Here is a 24,913-nt window from a genome sequence, read left to right as displayed (position 1 = left end):
AAAAATAAATATTCAAATGCATGATACCAAACAAATTTGTTGTATATTTGCAGTGACTCAACTGAAAAAGAATGATTCCAGAGTTTAATGAAGACGGTTATTTGCCACCAGGTATATATGAGGCCTCTTTTGAGGAGGTAAAGAACAGGTTTGGATTTAGTAGGAAGCGACAGAAATTGTTGCAGGGAATGTCTTTCTTACTGGAGCAATGTAGAATACTACATTGTGATATTCTGTATTTAGATGGAAGTTTTGTTACTAAAAAGTTAAATCCAAGCGATTACGATGCCTGCTGGGATACAACAGCAGAGAACCGGGAACAGGTTCTGAACAATGTCTTGGAGTCTTTGTTAGAAAGTAATTCGGAGGTACAGAAAGAGTATTTCGGCGGAGAAATATATTCAGCTTTCTCAAAAGCTATTTTATTGCCCGAATTAACTATTCTAGAATACTTCCAGAAAACAAAGCAATATGAAGATAAGGGTATTGTAATGATTAAATTGTAAGCATTATGATTAAAAACAAGAAGCAATACACAATGATGAAGAAGCAACTGGAAGAGTTGCTCACAAACATATGGGACATAAAAGAGATATTGCAAAAAGAGAATAACATACCACTTCGTCTGCAATTAGGCACTTTTGAAAGAGGATTAGTTAAATTACAAAAAGAACTGGAGGAGTATGAAAAGCTAACTTCTAAATCTTTGTCATGGCTGGAATTTGACTCTTTTAAGGATGACATGAACAAAGCTATCATAAGTTTTCGTATCGCCTCAGATATCAGTCAGAAAAAGTTAGCGTCAGAAATGTTTATCCAGGAGCAGCAAATACAGCGTTATGAACAATCAGACTACTTAAGCGCCAGTTTTGAGCGTATTCTACAGCTGCTGGAAGCACTGGAGATACGTATGATACTGCGAAAAGATTTTAAAAAGGACGCTTTTAAGACAACTCCTGCGAATGTGTGGGAACTAAGTGATGAGATACGGAAAAGAGGAAGTATATTGCAAATAGCAGGAGAAGAATAATTATGAAAACAATCGCGTTTTACTCGTATAAAGGAGGGGTTGGCAGAACATTAGCTCTTTCGAATATAGCAAGGAGGCTCGCCGATTTTGGAAAAAAAGTGATCATGCTTGACCTCGATCTTGAAGCTCCGGGGCTACATACCAAGTTCTCTAATTTTCAATGGGACAGAAAGGTTGAGAGTGGCATTGTAGATTATATCTACGAATATGCAGTTAATCACAAAATTCCGGCAAAAATAACACCGTATGCATATCACTTGGAAGATTTGTCTTCCTCGTTAGATTTAATTCCGGCTGGCAATCCCAAATCTTCGGAGTACTGGCGAAAACTATCTGCCATTAACTGGTATGAATTGCTTTATGGCGAGCATGCAACAGGTATCGCTTTCTTCCTGGATCTAAAGGTAAAAATAGAGAAAAAATATAGGCCAGACTACTTTTTGATTGATACACGTACAGGAATAACTGATATATCCAGCCTCACGATCTCTTTACTTGCTGACCGGTTAGTTATTCTATCTGCCAATAATCAAGAAAATCTCGAAGGTTGCCAACGAATTGTACGCAGCGTATTGAATCAAAAAAATAATATGTTGAAAAAGGAAAAAGAGATTATTTTGACTCTTACGAGAATACCTTATCCTTCTACTCCTACAGAATGCCTGCGGGAAGAGAGTTTAATCGCCAACTTTAAAAAACACTTTGAGGGATTGACTTACGCTTCCGGCAAGGAACTGAACAGTACTCCGGTAGTGATTCATTCAGACAGAGATCTGGAGTGTAGCGAAACTTTTAAAATTGGTTTTGAAAAAGAGACAAAAGGCCCATCAGAAATCATTGCAAACGAATATCTGGATTTATTTGCCCGAATTACAGCAGGTGATTTAACAAAAGAGGAAATAGAGAAGTTTGATAATGAGAAAGAAATAGCCCGACTTTATAATAAAATAAGTCAGACAGAAAATGCCATAGAAGGCGTACAACTGACAGAAGAAGCAATAAAAAAATATCCGAAAGCAGATCAGTTTTATTATTTACTTGCTCTTAAATGCTTGAAAGCCGAGATGGAAGAGAAAGGGATTAGAGCTATAAATCAAGCTATCAAACTACTTCCTTTACCCTATTATCTGATACTAAAAGCAGGGTTACTCTACAATAAAGGAGAGCAAGAAGAGGCTTATAAAGTAATATTGCCAATAAGACATATTTCACCTCAAGCTTTTTATCAATATTGTTTAGCGAAAGTTACTATAGGCGGTTTTTCAGAAAATGAAGTTTTACAGGATTTGAATGAATTGAAAGAGATGAACTATTTATCTCCGGAAGTGGATAACCTGATTGCTTGTTATCAAAACGAAATTGGAAATTATAAAGAAGCTGAAAAAGCAATATACAGTGCCATCGAACAAGACAAAAACAGGCCTGTGTTTTATACTACTTTAGCCGAAATAAAAGCAAATCAGAACGATATTCCTCTATTTTATATGAATATAGATATGGCATTAAGTAAAGGGGCTGATATAAAGAATGCAATATCGACTGTACCTCGTGTTTATTCAAAATTCAAGAATGACGAGAAGTTTATCTCTCTTTTGAAACGCTATGGAAAAGAGGAAGAAATTGAATTATTGAAAACATTGTAGAAACAGGAACATCTGTTTTTTCCCTTAAATATTTCGGTAAAAAGAGATAGAACAAACATCCGGATAATCCCCAAAGGCCTCTAAAACTATCACAAATGAAGCCAAAAACAGTAGAAATGTATACGAAACCACTCAAAAAGTACTCTATGCCGTAAATGTTTCATTTTTTGGTTTGTTTGTCTACTATTAATAGTCTGCCTTTGCCTACTTTTGAGCAAACGATTAAAACTCAAAGTAGAGATGAACAAATATAAACTGATTTTATTGGCCTTGAGCATGACTGTTTTTGCACAAGCAAAAGTTACATTACCAGCATTCTTCACCGACAATATGGTGGTACAGCAAAACAGCACATTAACGCTTCCAGGTAAAGCCAAAGCGGGCAAGAATGTTACAGTAAAAGCCAGCTGGAATGACAATAAGTTCACGACAAAAGCAACTACTGACGGTTCTTTCAGAATAGAAATACCCACTCCTGCTGCAGGAGGACCTTATACCATAACAATCTCTGACGGAGAAACCCTGACATTAAAAAATGTACTGGCGGGAGAAGTGTGGTTCTGTTCAGGACAATCTAACATGGAAATGCCTGTAGCCGGATGGGGAAAGGTGATGAACTATGAACAGGAAGTAGCAGAAGCAAAATACCCTTCTATCCGTTTACTGCAAGTTAAAAAAACAACTTCAGTGACTCCTGCAGAAAATGTAGAGATGAACATGGGAGGTTGGCAGGAATGCAATTCTTCTACCGTTCCGGAATTCTCGGCCATAGCATATTTCTATGCACGCGAACTATGGAAAGAACTGAATGTACCCATTGGTGTGATTGATTGTACCTGGGGGGGAACTCCCGCCGAAGCATGGACAAGTATCGGTTCCCTAAAACAAGTGCCAGGTTTCGAGATACAAGCAAGTAAAATAGAAAAGTCAGAGGCCATCGCAGCTTATCAGCAAGAGATAAAAGAGTGGCAGGAGCTATTAGTAACCAAGGATGCCGGCCTCAATAAAGGAATTCCAATGTGGATCTCCTCTCTTCAGACCGATCCGGCATGGAAGACTATGGAACTTCCGGGATATTGGGAACAGAAAGGACTAGACGGAGTAGACGGCATAGTATGGTTCCAACGGGAAATAGAGATTCCTTCAAGCTGGGAAGGCAAGGAAATAACATTAAATCTCGGCATGATAGACGACGAAGACGTCACTTATTATAATGGAAAAGAAATAGCCAAAGGATATGGATACTCAACTCCTCGCCACTATACCGTCCCGGCAGAACTGGTTAAAGCAGGAAAAGGAGTCATCACTATACGAGTGTCCGACTCTGGCGGAGAAGGCGGTATACACGGAGAAGGAAAAGATATGTTTGCAGAAGCCAACGGGCAGAAAATCAAGCTGGAAGGAATATGGAATTACCGGATAGGTATAGCTCTGGGAGATCTCCCTCCGGCACCGATGTCATTAGAAAGTTCAAGTTATCCTTCTGTCTTGTACAATGCTATGGTACACCCGTTTACTATATTCCCAATCAAAGGAGTTATCTGGTATCAGGGAGAAGCTAATGTAGGAAGAGATAAACAATATACTCCCCTATTCCAGTCACTGATTGCCGATTGGAGAAAACAATGGAATACGGACTTTCCATTCTACTTTGTTCAACTGGCAAACTTTCTGAAACCACAAGAAGTTCAGCCAGACTCTCAATGGGCCGCTCTCCGGGAAGCACAGGCAGAAGCCCTGCATGTAGATAATACGGGAATGGTAGTAGCCATAGATCTGGGGGTGTCCTACGACATTCACCCTAAAAACAAACAAGAAGTGGCTAAACGCTTTGCTACTTTAGCACTGGCAAATACTTACCATCAAGGAGAATACAAAATGCCAGCCTGCCAGTCTTATAACATCTCCGGAAAGAAATTAACACTAACATTCAACACAGAAATACAAGCACAAGAAAAAATAATAAAAGGATTTATCCTGGCCGGACCGGATGGAGTGTTCCATCCGGCAACGGCAACCTTAACAGGAAAAACAAACATCGTACTTGAATCTCCGGATGTGGCAATCCCTATAGCTGCCCGCTATAACTGGGCCGATTGTCCGGATGGTAATCTTTACAGTGCCAACTCCAACCTCCCGGTTCCACCCTTCCGAACGGACAAAGGAACATGCGAAAAAGCACAAAAGTAAGATTATCCATATTCTAAGTAATTTTATCTATTCCTTAACAGGATAAATCCGGGTTACTTTGCAGACGAGACTAATTCGTAATTCATTCATAAATTTAAAGACTACTTAGTACCATGAATTTAAAAACGACCCTATTGGCAGGTTTATTATGTCTTGCAGGCATAGCCCACGCCATCGAAAAACCGGTAATAAAAATTGAGACCGGAAACACCAGCCTCATCTACCGTGTAGGTGACAATGGACGTCTTTACCAGTCATATTTGGGCAAACGGCTCAACCATGAAGCAGACATTAACCATCTGCCGCAAGGAACCGAAGCCTATCTCACCCACGGTATGGAAGACTACTTTGAACCAGCACTACACATTGTACACAATGACGGCAATCCTTCTACCTTATTAAAATATGTATCACACGACAGTCGGAACCTCTCAGATAGTGTAAACGAAACTGTCATTACATTAGCTGACGACCAATATCCGGTAACTGTGAAGTTACACTACGTAGCTTATGCTAATGAAGACATTATCAAAACATTTACCGAAATCAGTCACCGTGAAAAGAAGCCGGTAATGCTTCATAAGTATGCTTCTTCACTGTTGCACCTCAATCATGACAAATACTTCCTCACAGAGTTTGCCGGAGATTGGTCACACGAAGCTAACGTCATGGAACGAGAACTGGCTTTCGGAAAAAAAGTCATTGATACCAAATTGGGAGCACGTGCCAATATGTTTGTTTCTCCTTTCTTCCAGTTGGCCATAGACCAACCCTCCGAAGAGAATGCAGGCGAAGTATTAGTAGGTACATTGGGATGGACAGGCAATTTCAACTTCACCTTTGAAGTAGACAACAAGAACCAGTTGCGCATCATCAGCGGTATCAATCCTTACGCGTCAGAGTATAGCCTTCCTTCCGGCGAGATATTCCGTACACCGGATTTCTACTTCACATATAGTATGAACGGAAAAGGACAAGCCAGCCGCAATTTCCATGATTGGGCACGTCGCTATCAGGTAAAAGACGGTGACCAAACCCGCATGACCCTACTAAACAACTGGGAAGCTACTTATTTTGATTTCGACGAAGAGAAACTGATCGGTTTGATGGACGAAGCCAAGAAATTAGGTGTGGACATGTTCCTGCTGGACGACGGCTGGTTTGCTAACAAGTACCCCCGCAGCAGTGACCATCAAGGACTGGGTGACTGGATAGAAACAGCTGATAAATTGCCTAATGGCATAGGACGTCTGACAGCAGAAGCAAAAAAACACGGTATTAAGTTTGGTATCTGGATCGAACCTGAAATGGTAAATCCCAAAAGTGAACTTTACGAGAAACACAAAGATTGGGTAATTCATCTGCCTAACCGTGAAGAATATTATTTCCGTAACCAAATGGTATTAGATCTTAGTAATCCGGCCGTACAGGATCATGTATTCGGTGTTGTGGATCAGTTAATGACTAAATACCCGGATCTTGCTTTCTTCAAATGGGATTGTAACAGCCCTATCACTAATATCTATTCGCCATACTTGAAAGGAAAACAAACACATCTATATATTGACTACGTAAAAGGCTTATACAAAGTGCTCGACCGCATAAAAGCCAAATACCCGAATCTGCCTATGATGTTATGCGCCGGTGGCAGCGGACGCTCTGATTATGAAGCATTGAAATACTTCACTGAATTCTGGCCCAGCGATAACACAGATCCTATCGAACGTCTGTTTATCCAATGGGGATTCTCACAAGTATTCCCCAGTAAGACTTTGTGTGCCCACGTTACTACCTGGAACAAAGATGCCAGCATCAAGTTCCGTACGGATGTAGCAATGATGTGCAAACTGGGATTTGATATCAAGATGAGTGATCTTACCCCAAACGAACAAGTGTATTGTCGTCAGGCTGTAACAGAATACAACCGCTTGAAACCGGTTATACTGGAAGGTGATCTCTATCGTCTTGTTTCGCCTTACGGAAGTAACCATACTTCAAGTATGTATGTGAACAAGGATAAGAATCAAGCCATCGTATTCGCATTTGATGTTTACCCACGCTACGGCGAACATATCCTGCCTGTACGTTTACAAGGATTGGAAGCCAACAAAATGTATCAGGTGAAAGAAATTAATCTGATGCCAGGTGCTTCTTCTTCAGTAAACGGAAACGGACAGACTTTCTCGGGTGAATATCTGATGAATGTAGGCCTTGACCTCTTCACTGGTTATAAATTAAACAGCCGCATTATTGAAATCATAGCACAGTAAGAACAGAATCACGAGGAGATGGAAAGAGATTCCATCTCCTCTTTATACCATAACACAATGAATCGAATACTATTAAGCAGCATCTTTACATTTATGCTGATTACCGGTACTATAAAAGCCGGTGAACACACACAATACGTAAACCCTTTTATCGGAACAGGAGCCGTGCACGGCAGCTTATCCGGTAACAACTACCCGGGTGCCACTGTTCCTTTCGGAATGATACAGTTAAGTCCCGATACCCGCGAAGCTCCCGACTGGGCACAAGCATCGGGATATGATTACAATGACCAGACCATCTATGGATTCAGTCACACCCGCCTCAGCGGAACAGGAGCGTCAGACTTGATAGACCTCTTACTTTTACCGACAAGCGAGGGGCGTACTTCTTCGAATTTCTCCCACACAGCAGAAAAGGCTCAGCCCGGATACTACCAAGTGATGTTGGCAGACGAAGGAATCAATGCTGAATTGACGGCAACCACACGAACAGGAATCCACCGGTATAGCTACCCTAACGGAAAAGAAGCACAACTCATCATTGACTTAGATCATTCAGCCAATAAAGGAAGCTGGAACCGCCGTATTATAAATTCTCAGATCCGTATCGTTAATGATCATGCTATCGAAGGATACCGCATCATTACAGGTTGGGCCAAACTACGAAAAGTATATTTCTACATAGAGTTTTCCAACCCTATTCTCTCCTCGTCGTTGAGAGACGGTGACCGCCGATATGAAAACACACCCGTCATCAATGGCAGTAATCTGCATGCCATGTTGCGTTTTGGAAAACTTAATGAAAAACCGTTGATTTGCAAAGTAGCTTTATCTCCGGTATCTACGGATAATGCCCGGTTAAATCTAAAGCAGGAAGCCTCACACTGGGACTTTAACCAGTACACCACTGATGCCGACCGATTATGGGAGAAAGAACTGGAAAAAATCAATATCCAAGGTACCGATTTGCAAAAAACAATATTCTATACGGCCTTATACCACACCCTGATACAACCCAATACAATAAGTGATGTAAACGGAGAATATATGGCAGCCGATTACACCACCCGGCAGCTGTCTGCAAACGAAACACACTACACTACGTTCTCTCTTTGGGATACATTCAGAGGTGCTCATCCGCTTTATACATTACTCAACGCGGATCGTGTCACAGATTTCGTAAAAAGCATGATACGGCAATATGAGTATTATGGCTATCTGCCTGTCTGGCAATTATGGGGACAAGACAATTACTGTATGATAGGTAACCACTCTATTCCCGTCATTGTAGATGCTATCCTAAAAGGAATACCCGGAATCGATATAGAAAAAGCTTATGAAGCCGTATACAACAGTTCGGTAGTTTCTCATCCCAACTCACCTTTTGAGGTATGGGAAAAATATGGATATATGCCCGAAAATATACAGACTCAATCAGTCTCCATTACTCTGGAGCAAGCTTTTGATGACTGGTGTGTAGCACAGTTAGCAAAAAAATTAGGAAAGAACGATGACTACGAACGTTTTATGAAACGCTCGGCTTTCTATCGTAATTTATTCAATCCGGAGACCGGATTCTTTCAATCGAAAAATGATAAGGGCGAATGGATAGAACCATTTGATCCTTATAAATACGGAGCCAATGGTGGTTATCCTTTCACAGAAGGAAATGCCTGGCAATACTTTTGGTATGTACCGCAAAACATACCCGACCTCATTACATTGACAGGAGGAAATAAAGCTTTCACAGCAAAACTGGATACTTTCTTCACCGTCAATCATCAAAGCGGTGAACTAAACGATAATGCCTCCGGCTTTGTTGGCCAATATGCCCATGGAAATGAACCCAGCCATCACGTAGCTTACCTGTATACCTGTGCAGGAGAACCCTGGAAAACACAGAAGTATGTAGCGCACATCATGAATAACCTGTACAATGATACTTCTTCGGGATATGCCGGAAACGATGATTGTGGTGAGATGTCTGCCTGGTACATTTTCGGAGCACTTGGTTTCTACCCGGTCAACCCGGCGAGTGGTGAATATATAATCGGTACTCCGATGCTGGAAGAAGCTACTATACATCTGCCCGACGGAAAGACTTTTGCAATAAAAGCTCCCCGCAAAAAAGGAAATGAGATTTATATCCGCTCCATAAAGCTAAATAGTAAGAAGCATACAAAAAATTATATCACACATCAGGATATATTAAATGGCGGTACCCTGGAATTTGTTATGAGTGCTACACCACAAAAGAAATAATCCGGATGTTCATGAAAAGACTGTTATTCATATTTCTGCTATTTCTGAGTCCAAATGTTATAAACACTTGGGCTCAGAAAGCAGTAACAATTGATAAGGCCGGTAAATCCGAGCATAAACAGGGAAAGGTTATCCTTGTAACCCCACCGGAGAAAGGATATTGTAATTCTGTAATTCTCAGGGCATTTGAAGAGGCAGCCAAAGCGAAAGGACGCCCTACTACGATTCAACTACAGTTGGGGCGCTATGTTTTCGGACGTGACGAGTCCATCCATCAAAGGTACTTAATCTCCAATACCGCTTCTGAAAGCGAAGATCCGGATCAGATAAAGCATATCGCCCTGCTACTAAAAGGATTGAAAAATATTACCATAGATGGCGGTGGATCAACTCTACTGATGGATGGAGAAATGACCTCCTTCATTATAGACTCCTGTCGTAATATTACGTTAAAAAATTTCCATCTTGATTTTGTAGCTCCCACCCAGACTGAAATTGAAATAATAGAACAAGGAAAGAATCATCTTCTGGCAAAAGTACATCCGACCTCTCATTATAAAATAGAAAATGAAAAGCTGATATGGCAAGGTAATGGATGGTCCTTTTCTGAGGGAATAGCACAGACTTATGACCGTAAAGAGGATGTCACCTGGAGAAGCTGGTGTCCACTGGACGGATTAAAGAGTACTGTAGAGTTACAACCCGGTTTGCTTTGGATGAATTATCAGGAAAAGCCGGATACACCTCCGGGAATGGTATTTCAAATGAGGGATGCCATTCGTGATGAGGTATGCGGACTAATACAATATAGCCGCGATATTCGTTTGGAGAATATTCGTATTTATTATGCCGGTAACTTTGGTATTGTCAGCCAATATAGTGAAAACCTGGCATTTGAACAATTGTATTTTGAACCCGAACCGGGTAGTGGAAGAACCAATACCGGTTTTGCCGATTTTCTACAAGTTTCGGGGTGCAAAGGAAAAGTACAGATTCAGAATTGCCGTTTTACCGGTGCACATGATGATCCGATCAACGTGCACGGTACTCACCTGCAAGTCGTAGAGTATCTTTCTGACAGAAAAGTCAAACTGGGCTTTATGCATCCTCAGACTTTCGGTTTTCACGCTTTCTTTCCCGGTGATGAAGTAGCTTTTATTAATTCAAATACACTTTTACCGGTTGTTGAAGCAAAAGTAAAAAAGGTGACACGCGTAGATGACCGCCATGTTATTGTAGAAATTGACCGTCAACTCCCTGAAACAGTCAGAAGTACAGAACTGGTAGCAGTAGAAAATTTAACCTGGACCCCTGAAGTCGTTATTCGTAATAATTATTTCTCCAGAATACCAACACGAGGAATATTAGTCACTACGCGAAAAAAGGTCGTCATCGAAGACAATACCTTCTACCGTATGCAAATGAGTGCAATACTGATAGCTGATGATGCCCGCAGCTGGTTCGAATCCGGTCCGGTGACTGATGTAACTATCCGTAGAAACAAATTTATAGAATGCGGAGAACCCGTAATCAATGTAGCACCCGAGAACAATGTATATGCAGGTGCAGTACATCACAATATATCTGTTACCGAGAATCATTTCCAATTAAAAGGAGAAACAGCCGTCAAAGCACGTTGTACTGATGGAGTAACAATTGCCGGCAACCTGATTGGACTGCCGGACGAAAACAAGAAGAAATCTGTTGTTATCATTGAGCAATGCGAAAAGGTAAACGTTCGGGATAATCAATTTTACCAACGTTCCTCAGGATTTTAATTAAGTAGTACTATTAATCATGAAAAATATGACACATTTAAAAACTTATTTAGCAGTAGTAACCTTGGCGCTTACAGGATGTCAAAGTGCAAATAATGCTGGTGAAACCGCAGAGTTGTGGTATGCCCAACCAGCAAAAGAATGGATGGAATCCCTACCTATCGGTAATGGGCGGTTGGGTGCCATGACTTATGGTGGAATCGAAGAAGAAACACTGGCCTTGAATGAATCTTCCATGTGGTCGGGGCAGTTCAATGAGAATCAGAATAAGCCTTTTGGTCGTGCTAAGCTCGATAATTTAAGAAAGTTATTTTTCGAAGGAAAATTGTGGGAAGGAAATCATATAGCCGGTGATAACCTGAATGGTGTGCAAACGTCTTTTGGCACCCATCTTCCTATAGGCGATCTGAAAATGAAGTTTACTTATCCCGAAGGAGATATTACAAATTATCGCCGTTCACTAAGTTTAAACGAAGCGATCAGCAGTGTTTCTTTTAGTGCAGGTGGGGTAAATTATAAACGTGAATATTTTGCTACGAATCCCGATAATGTACTTGTCCTTCGCTTATCAGCAGATAAGCCAAAGTCTGTTACCATGGATATGGCTCTGGATCTAATGCGTCAGTCAGAATTTACCGTCGAAGATAATCAGTTGATCTTTACTGGTAAAGTAGACTTTCCGTTACACGGTCCGGGTGGTGTGAATTTTGAAGGAAGAATAGCCGTATTGGCCGATAATGGCGAAGTAAAAATGGATAAAGCGGGTATCAGTGTAAGCAATGCTGATGCGGTGACAATGATCGTAGACGTACGTACCGATTATAAAAATCCGGATTATAAAGCTTTGTGCGCAACAACAGTTGAGGAGGCCGGTATGAAACCCTACGAAGCACTGAAACTGACGCATATAAAAGATTATTCAGATTTATTCAACCGGGTAGAACTGAGCTTAGGTAAAGATTCCAACGACACCATACCTACAGATATCCGCTGGAAACAAATACGATCAGGAAAAACAGATACAAGTTTCGATGCTTTGTACTTTCAGTACGGACGCTACCTGACAATTGCCAGCTCACGTGAGAATTCCCCGTTGCCAATTGCTTTACAAGGTTTCTTTAATGATAATCAGGCTTGTAACATGGGATGGACAAACGACTATCATCTTGATATAAACACGCAACAAAACTACTGGATATCCAATGTCGGAAATTTGGCAGAGTGTAATACTCCGCTCTTCAATTACATCAAAGATTTATCCGTACATGGAGCCAAAACTGCTGAAGTTGTATATGGCTGCAAAGGTTGGACAGCCAATACAACTGCCAATATCTGGGGGTATACCCCGGCATCCGGAAGTGTCATCTGGGGACTATTTCCCCTTGCCGGTTCATGGATAGCTACGCATTTATGGACGCAGTATGAATATACACAGGATAAAAAGTATCTGGCAGAAGTAGCTTATCCTTTGCTGAAAGGTAATGCCGAATTCATACTTGACTACATGGCAGAAAATCCTGCTAATGGTTATTTGATGACAGGTCCAAGTATCTCACCGGAAAACTGGTTCAAAACAGCAGACGGACAGGAAATGGTAGCTTCTATGATGCCTACCTGCGACCGTGAACTGGTTTGCGAGATCTTTACTTCTTGTATCCAGGCTGCTGATATTTTAGGCATTGACAAAGCATTCAGTGATAATCTGCAAACGGCTTTAAGCAAACTTCCTCCTATACAACTGCGTGTGAACGGAGCCATCCGCGAGTGGTTTGAAGATTATGAAGAAGCACACCCGAACCATCGTCATACCTCGCACTTATTGGCTTTATATCCTTTCTCACAAATCACTTTAGAGAAAACACCCGAACTCGCAGCAGCAGCCCGTAAAACGATAGAAGCACGTCTTGCTGCAGAAAACTGGGAAGATACCGAATGGAGTCGTGCCAACATGATCTGCTTTTATGCCCGCCTGAAGGATGCGGAAGAAGCTTATAAAAGCGTAAAGACCCTCCAGGGAATGTTATCACGCGAAAACCTGTTAACCGTTTCACCAGGCGGCATAGCCGGAGCCCCGAATGACATTTATTCATTCGACGGAAATCCCGCAGGAGCTGCCGGAATGGCGGAGATGTTAATACAAAACCACGAAGGGTATGTTGAATTCTTGCCTTGCTTACCAGCAGCATGGAAGGATGGTCAATTCAAAGGTTTATGTATTCGTGGAGGAGCTGAGGTTTCGGCACAATGGGAAAATGCTGTGATCCAACATGCATCGCTAAAAGCTACAGCCGACAACACATTTACTGTAAAACTTCCTACCGAAAAGAAGTATACGGTAACCTTGAACGGAAAAGAAGTCTCGGCCAAAACCGATAGCAAGGGATTAATCACTGTTGAAATGAAAGCTCAGGATTTGCTGGAAATCAAATAAGATTCATACCATATGAAAAGAGAGGGTGTGTCAAAAGCAGATAAAGCTATCAATATGTAACTTTAGAAACGCAGATTAACGCAAATTAGCGCAAATATTAAATTGTATTTGCGCTAATTTGCGTTAATCTGCGTTTTAATAATGGCTGATTTTACTTTTACCCCCCTTTTTTTATAAAGCCGGGACATCTGCATCTAAGTCATCCCCCTTTAACTGTGACGGTGCCATATGATACTTCTCCTTAAACTTCCGGGAGAAGTGTGCCAGAGTTTCAAACCCCAACTCCCAGTAAATATCCGAAGACCTCTGACGCTCTTCTGCTATCTTATGATAAGCAACCTCCAGACGTTTGTCAATCAACCACTTATTAGGCGTCGTGCCAAATAGTCGGATAAACTCCCGGCGAAACGTAGAAAGGCTCCTGCCCGAAAACTCTGCAAAATGCTCCAAAGGGGCATTAAACATATAGTTGGCATTCATAAACTCAACCAGATCCTTCTGAACCAATGGGTTACTAAACAAAGAAGCAACAATTTCCTTATCTGTTAAAGTCAGCAAATGAAGGCATTCTTCCAATTTAAGTTCAATCAATCTTCTATCCGGATAAGCTCCCTCATCCGAATAAACAGCAAGCGAAGCAAACAAAGCTTTCAAAAATGTATTCTCGTTTATCTTCTTAAAATAGAATGAAGTATAGCTCGTACACACCGGTACCAGATTATTCTGTGCATAAGACTTTAAAAACTTCTCCGTAAGGTTCAGACAAAGTAAACGGCAATATCCATTCTTACCAGGTGTTATCTTTATCTTCGAGAACCCACCACGGTTGACAAAGAAGTAATCACCTGATCTCGCTGTAATATGTTCTCCGGAACTAGACAACGCAATCATTCCCTCCGCCACTTTTATCAGTTTATAATTACGCTCATACAATTCCTTCTGTGCCGGTTTATCATAGCACACAAAATAAAAAGGCTCTTCGGATTTCCGAAACTCACGTTGATGATTCATAGCGGCAAAGATAATCAACATGACTCTTACAGACAACTAATTTTGCAACTTAGCGACAAGTCCGATAAGATTAAACCGCTTAATTTTGCAATCTGAAATAAAACAAAGAAGTATGTCAAAAAAAGAAACGACAAGAAGATACATTTTATTTATCAACGGTTTATTTATCAACGCAATAGGAATCAGTCTGATTATCAAGGCAGGACTTGGTTCATCCCCTATATCCAGCCTTCCTTACACTATCAGTCTCGGATTTCCTGTCACTTTGGGGACACTGACTTTTATTTTGAACCTTCTTCTCATAGCAGGACAGATTGTGTTACTAAAAAAGGATTTTAAGAAGATCCAATGGTTACAACTCCCCGTCTCCATCCTTTTCGGTTTTTTCATAGACCTCTCCATGTTGATGCTAGCTTGGGTAATGCCGGAATTCTACCCCTGGAAAATTGTTACTTTACTCCTGGGTTGCATGATTCTCGGGCTGGGAGTCAGCCTGGAAGTAATAGCCAATGTAGTTATGCTATCGGGAGAAGCATTCGTACATGCCATCTCACAAAAGAAGAAAAAAGAGTTTGGCTGGGTGAAAATAGGCTTTGATTGTACATTGATGATTTTGGCCTGTACCTTATCTCTGATACTATTCGGAGAGATTGCAGGCGTACGCGAAGGAACTATTATTGCGGCATTACTTGTCGGGGTATTCGCACGCTTTTTCAATCATCGGTTGATTTTCCTGAATACAATGCTCAGTGACCGGACAGTTCCTGTCACTGTCGAAGTTCCTCGTAGAACACAATTCGTCATCACCATAGCACGTGAGTTTGGTAGTGGTGGACGAGAAATAGGACGAAAAATAGCCAGTGACTTAGGTATTGCATTTTATGATGAGGAACTGATTAATATGGTAGCAACCGAAAATAATCTCACGCCAGGATATGTGGAACAACATGAACAGAATATTTCAAACCAACTACTCTACGAATTCATCATGCAGGATTTCACTGTACCCATTGAGAAAAGTCTCTCTTCTGACGATGCTCTGTTTGTTGCCCAAAGTAAAGTAATCCGCAAGGTAGCAAGCCAGCATTCTTGTGTAATAGTAGGTCGGTGCGCTAATTACGTCTTACAGGATTATGAACGATGCTTTAATATATTTCTACATGCAGATTGGGACAGTAAACTCAAAAGAATTATTAATGAATACGGAGAGCCTGCAGACAAGGCAGAAAGTAAACTGAGACGAATAAACAAAGCAAGAGCCAACCACTACAAAGCCTACACCGGCCGTACGTGGAATGACTCTAAAAATTACGATTTGTGTCTCAACACCAGCATTTTGGGTATAGACGAGGCATGCAGAATCATTGAGAAGACTGCAAAAATATACCTGGAAAGAAAGGATAAAGCTCCCATAACAGTCTCATAGCAACTACTCCTCTCCTTCTCTATATTCCAGAATATCTCCCGGCTGGCAATCCAGCTCTTTACAAATCGCTTCAAGTGTTGAGAACCGGATTGCTTTTGCCTTTCCGGTTTTCAATATAGACAGATTGGCCGGTGTAATATCTATTTTTTCCGCCAATTCTCCCAGAGATATTTTTCTCCGGGCCATCATTATATCAAGGTTTACTATTATAGCCATAATTTCTCTTTTTTCAGTTTAGGTCAAATGGTAAGTTCCTGTTCTTCTTTTAATTTCACTCCTACTGCAAAAATTTCAATAAACAAAGCAAGAATAGAGAACATCATCCACGGATATTTTATGGAGTAACTTTCCACCTCATACCCTTCCAAAAGTATTTGCGAAGTCCAGTCGCTATACAAGAAGTAATTTCCGCCCTCCATACAAACTCCCAACAGAATGACAGAGTAAATAAAGTAACGCATACGCTTTACATTTTTCCGTGTAAATACATCACCACGAATAGCAGAAAAAACAACCCGGACCAGACAATAAATACCGTATATACATAAAATAATAAACGGTACAGTACAACACTGATACATCGTATACCAGGAAGGAGTTTTCACAACGGTGTGTATACAAGCAACGGAGTAAGGCACCTTTTTATCAAAAGTTTTATTCAACAACGAGTCTTCAGCAACCGACTTTGCCTTCACAGAGAAATCGGTAGTATATGTACCTTTCTCACCAATATACTCTCTCGAATCACCTGCTTCATTCCAGCCATCTATAAAACCTGGCACAGCATCTTTCAATGCAGTTACCATAAACATAACAAAAACCAATATCCCCAATATTTTTACAGCTTTCATCTTTCCCATAAATATCCTTTCAGACACAAATTATTAAATAGTGAGTTCCTGCTCCTCTTTCATACGGACACCAATCTTGAATACACATCCGATAAATAAAATAAATACTCCAAGCAAAATATAAATCAGATAAGTCTGCCGGAGATTGCTCACAGAGACAAAAGTTCCGAAAAAGCCTTGCAGTAACCCATTCAGTTCGACAATTCCTCCAATAGCCACAATCAGAGTAGAGTTCTCCTTCGTAAATACCTCTTTACGTTTCACATTACGAAGCAGGCAGAAGATAAGAATACTACATACAGCCATTGCCAATAGAGTAACACTTTGAGGAAGCATAATCCACAAGAAATCGTCGGTGTCATCTTTCCCTAAATCAAAACACAACATCGCATTTTGAATAAAGCTAATCAGCAAGCAGCAGAAACAGATAAACATCAAGCATGTCATCACCACTTCCAACTCTTGTTTCGGATCTTTGCTAAACAAACTTTTCATACTTGTTTCCTTTCTTAAATAGTTAAATCCTGCTCTTCTTTCATTCTTAATCCGATGGCAAAAATCTCACCTACAATCAAGGCTACCAACCCTAAGGTTAAAGTCAACTTGGATACAAGACCAGATAAATTCAAAGAATATCCCGGTATTGAGAATGCATCCGATAGTTCATAAGCCGAGATATAAGCGGGAAGAGCATCGCAAATAAAATTAAGAATCAGAATAGCTCCCAACCAGCGAAGGCGACGGACATTCTTCCAACTGAAAATATTCGATTTATTAATAGCTACTATCAATTTAAAGAAGAAGACCACAGAGAAAATCATGGTGAAAATACCAATAAAATTGCACAACATTGAGGTAAACTTAAACCACAGATTAATCGGTGTATTCACACTCACTATCAATTTGCCATAAATAGCCGGAACAAATTTTCCCGATTTCTCATTATACACCGAGTCTTTCAGATCAACAAAATCATCCGGAAACAAAGAGATGGATTTCATATTGTGTGTTCGCTTCAATTGTTCTTTATCATGCTCTGCATTCATTCCCACCCGGAAACCGGCCATAAATGCATTACTAAAATAGTAAGCAGACTCAAACACCGAGTAACAAAATACCAGCATTACCAATAAACAAAGTATATTCAATCTCCTTTTCATGACAATCAATTGTTTTCAGTCAATATTTCTATGTTATTATCTTTTTTCCAGGGATAAGCTACTGTCGTTCGTTTCATCAACCAATAACACCCTACCAGCAATACAGCTGCCACACAAGTGATTATCAGATTGGCCGTACCACCAACAAGAGCATCCATATCCTCCACACCAGGATATTTTATATTAATATAAACCGATATGCTATTATTTAATATGTGCATCAGAATACAAGGTATCAGACTCGCTGTTTTGTAATAAACCCATGCTAAAAGAAGGCCGATAAGAAATGCGGGCACCACCTGCACCGGATTAATATGGAATATCCCAAATATCAAAGCCGAAATAAAAATAGCTTTTGCAGGATTATATTGTTTCAACAAAGCCTTGGTGATAGCGCCACGGAATAACAACTCTTCAAGGATAGGCCCCACAACAGCTATGGCAACAATTCCTCCCCAACCGGATTGCAAAATATCGAAAGCCTGTTCCATTATATTGGGTAACCACTTCATGTGAGATATCAATGTAGAAGCCAGCCACGAACAAGAGAGAAGACTAACCACACTCAGCACCAGATAAGAAGGGGATACTGTAGACCAGGTTACTTTTTCATTACTGATATAACCTGCTTTCCAAAGGTAGAAAAGCATTAACAGAATACCGGTCATCTGTGCCGGAATCATTATCATCTGCATCAGCGCCTCTTTGTCTATCCCACCGGTAGTGGCAAACAAATAAATAGCACAGGGAACTGTTATCAGAATAGGTGACAGAATCTGTAAAATTGCAAAGTAAATAAGAACCAGTTTTATCGCAGTTTTCATTTCATTTTTATATTAAAGGGATGCAAAGATAATTGTTTTAATTCAGACTATCGGCCTCCATTGCGAGATAATCCCCGCACAGTAGATACTGGTTTGCTTCCCAACTTTCTTCGTTCTGATTCCATTTATAAAGCACGTATGACAGAATTTCATTTTCAAGTCCTTTGCTATAAACAGCCTTTTGCGGATTCAGCGAGAAGTCTTGCGTTTTGCTATCCCATGCAGCATACTCTACTATTGAATTATTTCCGGATTCGGACATGCTGATCAAATAATAAGGTACCCATTTCTGTTCTCCCGCGCTCCAACGATAGGCTTTCTTTACTCCGCCCTTCCCCTGAGCGTCTTTGCTATATTCATATTTCAGTTTCGGAGTAAGATACTTTCCGCTTTTATCAAGAGAGTATACCGTTTCAGCATTCTCGCTCTTATTATAAACGAATTTAGAAGAAGTCTGTGCACTAACTGCAGAACTACACAAAAATAAGGCTAACATTGAGATAGATACAACCAGCATCGAGATACTCATAAATGACTTTTTCATAAGACTATGTATTTTTAATTGTTATTCAATGATTATTTATCGTTTTTCGATATGCAAAGGAAAACATTATTTTTCATCTACCAAAGAAAAACGATAAAAATTTATCGATAAACAATAAAAAAAGTTTTTTTTGCGGCTTATTTACTCAATTACTGAGTATGATCTATTTCTTCTTTTCTACCTCTATATAATTCCAATCAACATTTAATGCTCCCAATAGTGTCAACAAAAAAACTACATACTATCATTTTTAGAAGCACAAACTAAAGCTCATAGATAAACAGAATAGGATTATTTTCACCATCCATGGCATTCAATTTATTTATAAATTCCATTTTGAGCTTATTTTGGGAGGAATGCTCTAAAGATACATCTATCATATTTTTTAAACGAGCAACCGGCCAGGCAACAACTATCTTATTCGTATTCCCAATTACCTGTACATTGCTACTTCCCACATCCACTGTTGAGTCTAAAAGAAAAAGATGCCGTGTCATCTCCCCACTTTGTTTATCGCATACAAAAAGGCCAATATTAGTCGTAAATAATACAAGTCTGGAATTCTCTATCACTTCTTCTAAAGATACTACATAATGTTTCTCCCTACAAAGATCCAGGAATTCAAAAGGTTTCATCTTGCTTTCTAATAAGCTTTCAGGCAATGTGCATTCTTTGAAATCCAATTGATATTTGGGATAAACCTTCCCATATTTAGCTTCATATATAGTATTATCAAATCCTCTCACAATATGGATAGAAGAGTCTTCTGTCATAGAATTCCCATGACCAAAAAGGGTTACAGTGCCCAATTCATTATTTTCAAATACCTTTCCATGCTCCAATACGTCTGCTTTGTGATTCAATTGCCGATCATAAACAGCTACTTCCTTCTTTTTATTCACATTTGTGTTGTCATGAAAATAAATATATCGCCCATCTGTACCTAAATGACTATAGTACCGTTCGCCTAAAGACTCCTCCCTAAGAAACTTGCCTTGGTAGGAATAGAACTGTACTTTAGAGGGATGCGCACATAATACTACAAGTTCTTTATTCAGATTATCCACACTGATATCACCTATATTAATATATTCCTTCGGACCTTTCCCCACGTTCCTTATTCTATTTATATACTTCCCGTCTTTATCGTAAACAATAACACTGTTAGATTGCTGATCAAGAACAAAAAGAGTATCTTCTGCCATACAAATACGATCTATTTGCCCAATTAATGCCAGATCATTTGTTTCCAGAGGTATTATTTTCTTCGATTTAAAAAAAACAGTATCTTCTAATACTCCTCCAGCTTCTTTAAAAGTGAATGTTTTTACATCTGGTATATTATGATCTCTCGCATTTGAGTTTTTGCAACAGGTAAATAATATAAAACACAGTACGAAAATGGTTGGCTTCATAGGCATTAATTGTATTTTTTAGAATTTATATAAGTATTACTACAAAGATAAAAGGAGTTATAAACACACACATGTCTATCTCTGCCAAATAGGTATTCAAACCTGTTATATAATTGAAAAGATACAAATTAGGCAAGAATAAACACATACATTTTAACCAGACTTTGAGCGCACCTTGCCATTTTGTAATTATTCAGAAAAGAAAAGAAACTACAGAAAGGAAAAATTGAACGCTTTTTGCATTAAAATATTCGTACAAATAAATCAAAACACAAGTGCTTCATTATCAAGGTATTAAATATTACATTTTTTGTTCGTAGAGAAACAAGATGAAACTCGTAGAGAAACATCCCGTTTCTCTACGACCAACAAGCAGAAAATTCATAAGACATTACAAAAAATAAAAGAAGAAGAAATAATCAGTTTCCATATTGTAATAAAATAATCATCATCAATCATATGATCATTTAATTGATAACCGTACCAGAAAATATTAATTTTACTGGCGGAAATACAATATACATACCGTAAATAAATATTTCCATTTACAACCTTTGCTATCCGGAATATTTTCTATAAATTGCGACCGTTTACCAGTCAAACTGATAAGACAGACAAAATGATCTATTCTCCCGCTATAATCCCGATGAATAATAAAATAGTTGTTTACCTATGATTTGTATCCGGCAGTTCTTTATTTGTTAGTGGAATAAGCTTAATCTATTACATTATGTGGAAAAAAGTAGTTTTATATTCTTGTTTTTTGGTGTTTTCATCCTACGCTCAGGCAGATGGCCTGATCACTGTTGATTATAACATCCAGCCTGTTTACGGATACAGGGCAGATGGAACGCCCGGACGTATTGTAGAAATCAAATTGAAAGGCGAGAAGTTGCAAGGTGACTGCCTGATTGACGTAGTAGCAAAAGGCTGCAAAGAAAAAAACAGTTTTGCACTGAACGCGAAAGACTCCACGCATATAGAACTTCTGTTACCTTCAACACTTCCTGTCGGGAAAAAATCAGAAGTAACTGTAACTCTTACTTATGCAGGAGAAAAGTATAAGAAAAAGCTAAGTATAAGCCCTATGCGACACTGGAATGTTTATTTATACAACCACTCCCATGTAGATATAGGTTATACGAATACCCATAAAAACATAGAGCAACTTCATAAGAACAACATAATAGAAGGTATCAAGTTGGCGGAAGAGACAAAAGATTTCCGGGAAGGAGCACAATATGTATGGAACCCGGAGGTTAGCTGGCCATTGGAACGCCTGTGGCAATCTAATCCGGAAAAAAGAGAAGACCTTATCAATGCCATAAAAAAAGGACAGCTAAGTGTGGATGCCAGTTACCTGAATCTGAATACAAGTATTTGTTCTGATGAAGAATTATTTCATGTGTTCAAATTCACACGAAACATACAAAAACTGAGCGGACAACCGTCTGATGTTTTTCAGCAATTCGATATACCGGGCATTTCCTGGGGGCTTATTCCAGTCATGGCACAAGAAGGCATTAAGTATGTAATGTCATGGCCCAATACAGACCGTGCCGGAAACGCACATACACATGGTATGGACGGTAAGCCTTTCTGGTGGATTGGTCCGGATGGAAAGTCCAAAGTATTATTCTTGCAGCCCGGATGCTATGCCAATAGTGGGAGTATGCAGAAGGGAGCCACTACGGGACGTCCCTGGTTCGGACAACGTGATCCGAAAAAAGTTCCTTTGGAAATCAGAACCGGAAGCGCAAATGTAGATTTTACAAATAAACTGATTGAATTGGAAAACAATAATTATCCCTATGACTTTACCGTTCTTTCCTGGACTTTGTGGGATAATAGCCCGTTAGATGCCGACATACCCTTCGCTGTGAAAGCCTGGAATGAAAAGTATGCTTATCCTAAAATCATTATCAGCGGAGGACACGAGATCATGTCAATGATTGAAGAGAAATACGGTAAACAACTGCCTGTAGTAACCGGAGATTATACGGAATACTGGACAGATGGTATAGGAACAGCAGCAGGATTAACATCGAAAAACCGAAATGCCAAAGAGAGGTTAGTGCAGGCGGAAACCATCTGGTCACTGTTAGGAGAAGGAAAGAAAGCTCCCCGGACAGATTTCGACGAAGGATGGAGATATATTCTTTTAGGATCGGAACACACCTGGTGCTTTGAGAATCCTACTGAGCCTTATTTTCAGGATGCCATATGGAAAGTCAAACAATCTTATTTTCATGAAGCCGAGAACCGGTCAATAGACATGTTGGCCGAGTCTCTGGCTCCGATTACAGATAAATCCAATGGAGCGTTAGGCCCCAAAGAAGGTCCCTCTAATGGTGGCATTGCTGTTATTAATACACACACATGGCCCCATACCGGCATCATCACTTTGTCAGAAGCAGAAAGCCTGAAAGGAAATAAAGTTATAGGTCCCGATGGAAAAGAGGTTCTTTCCCAACGGCTATCTACCGGTGAGTTATTATTTGTTGCGGCAGAGGTTCCGGCTCTAAGTTCCTGCCACTATCGGGTGGTTGAAGGTAATTGCACCTTGGACGGAGGATGCAAGACGGACGGAACAAACCTGGAGAATGACTTTTTAAAGCTTCGGATAGATCCTGCAACCGGTAATATAGTCCGTTTTATCAATAAGAAATCCGGCTATGATTATGTAAAAAATGAGGGAGCCAATACTTTCGCCTGGCTTCCTGCAAATGAAAATCGCCCTTTGGCAGATACGGTGACTTCTATTACTGTCACAGAAAAAGGACCATTGGCTGTCGAGATATGCATAACATCCCAAGCAAAAGGATGCCGCAGCATATCCCGCTCCATCCGTTTATTGGCCGACCAGCCCTGGGCAGAAATAACGAATGTGGTCGATAAGTTACCATTAACGGAGAAAGACGGTATACATTTTGGATTCAATTTCAATATCCCCGATTCTAAAACCCGTGTCGATATTCCTTGGGGGATTATGGAAGTAGAAAAAGACCAATGGCCACAGGGAAACCGGAATTGGCTTGCATTGCAAAGATGGCTGGATGTTTCCAACGAGACACATGGCATCACCTGGTGTTCTCTGGATGCTCCTCTGTTTGAATATGGTGACAGATATGCCAACATTTCAATGGGATGGGGAGGAAGAGGCAATTGGGTCACTAAGCTGGAACCCAGTTCTACAATCTTTTCGTGGGTGATGAACAATCATTGGCATACAAATTTCCCATTAACACAGGATGGACCTGTTACATTCCGGTACCGCATTCTGCCCCACGGCAAATATGATGTAGTCGAAGCAAACCGATTTGGATTGGAACAGTCTCAGCCATTGGTTTATGTAACGGCAGATAAAGATCCGGAAGTGAAACCACTGATTGCAATTGACAATCCAAAAATCTATCCGACCATCCTCAAGTCTTTAGATAAAGATCAGATGATGGTTGTCCGCCTTCGTTCTTTATCGGATAAAGAAGAGAGTGTGAAATTATCATTCCCTCAGAAAAGTCCTAAACGAGTTTCTCTTTGCGATCTGGAAGAGATAGCCAGTGAAGAGGTTAGCGGAGATCTGGTTATGAAACCTTATGGGCAGGTTACATTGAAATTAGAGTTATAAATAGTTCTGAATTAATTCACCACAGAGGGCACAGAGAGCACAGAGTAGTTATTTAATTGACTTTAAATAATTAAAACTCTGTGCTCTCTGTGGTGAAATATATTCATCAAACTCCCCTTACACATGTGAAAAGGGATAAACCAAGAGAAATAAAAGGTAAAGGGGGAAAAATACAGACAATTATTTTTATCAAGGAAAACTACCGGATTGTCAAATTATTCCTATCTTTGCAATGCAACCAAGAAATGGGTGCACCGTTTTTTTGTTAAACGACGGAGAAATCTTATTGTTATCTGCTATTGAAATCTGGTAAATTTTATTCTCGCAGATAATAGGTGAGGTTCTCCACGTCCAAGGTACATATAACTTTGTTATATATCATCTGGGCGTGGAGCTATTGCTTATTATTCGGGAACGGCCTTACCAGAGCCTCAATAGGATAATTATAGT

Annotated in this window: 18 protein-coding genes; 10 read left to right on the top strand and 8 right to left on the bottom strand. The window is 40.0% G+C overall.

The window, feature by feature from the left end:
- Window positions 1–71 precede the first annotated feature (71 nt).
- The 8 genes from HCG69_RS05340 (at window position 72) to HCG69_RS05305 (ending at window position 13,604) form a co-directional block, all read left to right on the top strand.
- Entirely contained in the window at window positions 72–506 is a 435-nt protein-coding gene (locus tag HCG69_RS05340) for a hypothetical protein (protein ID WP_122201767.1), read from the top strand.
- A 5-nt stretch (window positions 507–511) separates the two neighbouring features.
- Entirely contained in the window at window positions 512–1,030 is a 519-nt protein-coding gene (locus tag HCG69_RS05335; RefSeq protein WP_221649179.1) for a helix-turn-helix transcriptional regulator, read from the top strand.
- A 2-nt stretch (window positions 1,031–1,032) separates the two neighbouring features.
- Entirely contained in the window at window positions 1,033–2,673 is a 1,641-nt protein-coding gene (locus HCG69_RS05330; RefSeq protein ID WP_221649178.1) for a KGGVGR-motif variant AAA ATPase, read from the top strand.
- Window positions 2,674–2,913: 240 nt separating this feature from the next.
- Complete coding sequence (locus HCG69_RS05325) at window positions 2,914–4,863, top strand: sialate O-acetylesterase (RefSeq protein ID WP_221649177.1); 1,950 nt, start codon at window positions 2,914–2,916, stop codon at window positions 4,861–4,863.
- 113 nt (window positions 4,864–4,976) lie between these two features.
- Complete coding sequence (locus HCG69_RS05320; protein ID WP_221649176.1) at window positions 4,977–7,133, top strand: alpha-galactosidase; 2,157 nt, start codon at window positions 4,977–4,979, stop codon at window positions 7,131–7,133.
- 57 nt (window positions 7,134–7,190) lie between these two features.
- Complete coding sequence (locus tag HCG69_RS05315; protein WP_221649175.1) at window positions 7,191–9,395, top strand: GH92 family glycosyl hydrolase; 2,205 nt, start codon at window positions 7,191–7,193, stop codon at window positions 9,393–9,395.
- A gap of 11 nt (window positions 9,396–9,406) precedes the next feature.
- Entirely contained in the window at window positions 9,407–11,173 is a 1,767-nt protein-coding gene (locus tag HCG69_RS05310) for a right-handed parallel beta-helix repeat-containing protein (protein ID WP_221649174.1), read from the top strand.
- A gap of 28 nt (window positions 11,174–11,201) precedes the next feature.
- A complete protein-coding gene (locus HCG69_RS05305) occupies window positions 11,202–13,604 on the top strand; it encodes a glycoside hydrolase N-terminal domain-containing protein (protein ID WP_221649173.1) in 2,403 nt (800 codons plus the stop codon).
- Between the two features lie 171 nt (window positions 13,605–13,775).
- Here HCG69_RS05305 and HCG69_RS05300 read toward each other — a convergent pair whose 3' ends face one another.
- Window positions 13,776–14,636, bottom strand: coding sequence for a helix-turn-helix domain-containing protein (locus tag HCG69_RS05300; RefSeq protein WP_255585448.1), 861 nt, complete (start codon window positions 14,634–14,636; stop codon window positions 13,776–13,778).
- Window positions 14,637–14,727: 91 nt separating this feature from the next.
- Between HCG69_RS05300 and HCG69_RS05295 the strand changes: the two genes are divergently transcribed.
- Window positions 14,728–16,041: a cytidylate kinase family protein gene (locus tag HCG69_RS05295; protein WP_221649172.1), complete on the top strand. Its 1,314-nt coding sequence runs from the start codon at window positions 14,728–14,730 to the stop codon at window positions 16,039–16,041.
- Between the two features lie 3 nt (window positions 16,042–16,044).
- Here the strand turns inward: HCG69_RS05295 and HCG69_RS05290 are convergent, their stop codons facing one another.
- The 7 genes from HCG69_RS05290 to HCG69_RS05260 all read right to left on the bottom strand — a co-directional run bounded on the left by HCG69_RS05290 (window position 16,045) and on the right by HCG69_RS05260 (window position 20,835).
- Entirely contained in the window at window positions 16,045–16,257 is a 213-nt protein-coding gene (locus HCG69_RS05290) for a helix-turn-helix transcriptional regulator (RefSeq protein ID WP_002558173.1), read from the bottom strand.
- Between the two features lie 23 nt (window positions 16,258–16,280).
- Complete coding sequence (locus HCG69_RS05285; protein WP_221649171.1) at window positions 16,281–16,901, bottom strand: DUF2975 domain-containing protein; 621 nt, start codon at window positions 16,899–16,901, stop codon at window positions 16,281–16,283.
- 24 nt (window positions 16,902–16,925) lie between these two features.
- Window positions 16,926–17,387 (bottom strand): DUF2975 domain-containing protein, encoded by a 462-nt coding sequence (locus HCG69_RS05280; RefSeq protein ID WP_002558175.1) that lies wholly within the window; start codon window positions 17,385–17,387, stop codon window positions 16,926–16,928.
- Between the two features lie 14 nt (window positions 17,388–17,401).
- On the bottom strand, window positions 17,402–18,052 hold the full coding sequence (locus HCG69_RS05275) for a DUF2975 domain-containing protein (protein ID WP_122201775.1): 651 nt from the start codon (window positions 18,050–18,052) through the stop codon (window positions 17,402–17,404).
- A gap of 5 nt (window positions 18,053–18,057) precedes the next feature.
- Entirely contained in the window at window positions 18,058–18,876 is an 819-nt protein-coding gene (locus HCG69_RS05270; RefSeq protein WP_002558177.1) for a CPBP family intramembrane glutamic endopeptidase, read from the bottom strand.
- A 37-nt stretch (window positions 18,877–18,913) separates the two neighbouring features.
- A complete protein-coding gene (locus HCG69_RS05265) occupies window positions 18,914–19,420 on the bottom strand; it encodes a DUF3836 domain-containing protein (protein WP_221649170.1) in 507 nt (168 codons plus the stop codon).
- Window positions 19,421–19,683: 263 nt separating this feature from the next.
- The gene (locus tag HCG69_RS05260; RefSeq protein WP_221649169.1) at window positions 19,684–20,835 is read right to left on the bottom strand and encodes a 6-bladed beta-propeller; all 1,152 of its coding nucleotides are present in this window, start codon (window positions 20,833–20,835) and stop codon (window positions 19,684–19,686) included.
- A 730-nt stretch (window positions 20,836–21,565) separates the two neighbouring features.
- On the opposite strand from HCG69_RS05260, the gene HCG69_RS05255 reads away from it, so the two are divergent.
- The gene (locus HCG69_RS05255) at window positions 21,566–24,463 is read left to right on the top strand and encodes a glycoside hydrolase family 38 C-terminal domain-containing protein (protein ID WP_221649168.1); all 2,898 of its coding nucleotides are present in this window, start codon (window positions 21,566–21,568) and stop codon (window positions 24,461–24,463) included.
- Window positions 24,464–24,913: the final 450 nt, after the last annotated feature.

The sequence above is a fragment of the Bacteroides sp. K03 genome, from assembly GCF_019734355.1.
GTDB lineage: Bacteria > Bacteroidota > Bacteroidia > Bacteroidales > Bacteroidaceae > Bacteroides > Bacteroides nordii.
The sequence above is the reverse complement of the archived record's forward strand: the minus strand, read 5'-3'. Positions and strand labels throughout refer to the sequence as shown.

Excerpts from the sequence above, each read along its gene's own strand:
- HCG69_RS05340 (WP_122201767.1), top strand. The coding sequence starts at position 72 with ATGATTCCAGAGTTTAATGAAGACGGTTATTTGCCACCAGGTATATAT.
- HCG69_RS05275 (WP_122201775.1), bottom strand. The coding sequence starts at position 18,052 with ATGAAAAGGAGATTGAATATACTTTGTTTATTGGTAATGCTGGTATTT.
- HCG69_RS05305 (WP_221649173.1), top strand. The coding sequence starts at position 11,202 with ATGACACATTTAAAAACTTATTTAGCAGTAGTAACCTTGGCGCTTACA.
- HCG69_RS05330 (WP_221649178.1), top strand. The coding sequence starts at position 1,033 with ATGAAAACAATCGCGTTTTACTCGTATAAAGGAGGGGTTGGCAGAACA.
- HCG69_RS05265 (WP_221649170.1), bottom strand. The coding sequence starts at position 19,420 with ATGAAAAAGTCATTTATGAGTATCTCGATGCTGGTTGTATCTATCTCA.
- HCG69_RS05320 (WP_221649176.1), top strand. The coding sequence starts at position 4,977 with ATGAATTTAAAAACGACCCTATTGGCAGGTTTATTATGTCTTGCAGGC.
- HCG69_RS05255 (WP_221649168.1), top strand. The coding sequence starts at position 21,566 with ATGTGGAAAAAAGTAGTTTTATATTCTTGTTTTTTGGTGTTTTCATCC.
- HCG69_RS05325 (WP_221649177.1), top strand. The coding sequence starts at position 2,914 with ATGAACAAATATAAACTGATTTTATTGGCCTTGAGCATGACTGTTTTT.
- HCG69_RS05295 (WP_221649172.1), top strand. The coding sequence starts at position 14,728 with ATGTCAAAAAAAGAAACGACAAGAAGATACATTTTATTTATCAACGGT.
- HCG69_RS05300 (WP_255585448.1), bottom strand. The coding sequence starts at position 14,636 with ATGTTGATTATCTTTGCCGCTATGAATCATCAACGTGAGTTTCGGAAA.
- HCG69_RS05260 (WP_221649169.1), bottom strand. The coding sequence starts at position 20,835 with ATGAAGCCAACCATTTTCGTACTGTGTTTTATATTATTTACCTGTTGC.
- HCG69_RS05335 (WP_221649179.1), top strand. The coding sequence starts at position 512 with ATGATTAAAAACAAGAAGCAATACACAATGATGAAGAAGCAACTGGAA.
- HCG69_RS05285 (WP_221649171.1), bottom strand. The coding sequence starts at position 16,901 with ATGGGAAAGATGAAAGCTGTAAAAATATTGGGGATATTGGTTTTTGTT.
- HCG69_RS05310 (WP_221649174.1), top strand. The coding sequence starts at position 9,407 with ATGAAAAGACTGTTATTCATATTTCTGCTATTTCTGAGTCCAAATGTT.
- HCG69_RS05290 (WP_002558173.1), bottom strand. The coding sequence starts at position 16,257 with ATGGCTATAATAGTAAACCTTGATATAATGATGGCCCGGAGAAAAATA.
- HCG69_RS05270 (WP_002558177.1), bottom strand. The coding sequence starts at position 18,876 with ATGAAAACTGCGATAAAACTGGTTCTTATTTACTTTGCAATTTTACAG.
- HCG69_RS05280 (WP_002558175.1), bottom strand. The coding sequence starts at position 17,387 with ATGAAAAGTTTGTTTAGCAAAGATCCGAAACAAGAGTTGGAAGTGGTG.
- HCG69_RS05315 (WP_221649175.1), top strand. The coding sequence starts at position 7,191 with ATGAATCGAATACTATTAAGCAGCATCTTTACATTTATGCTGATTACC.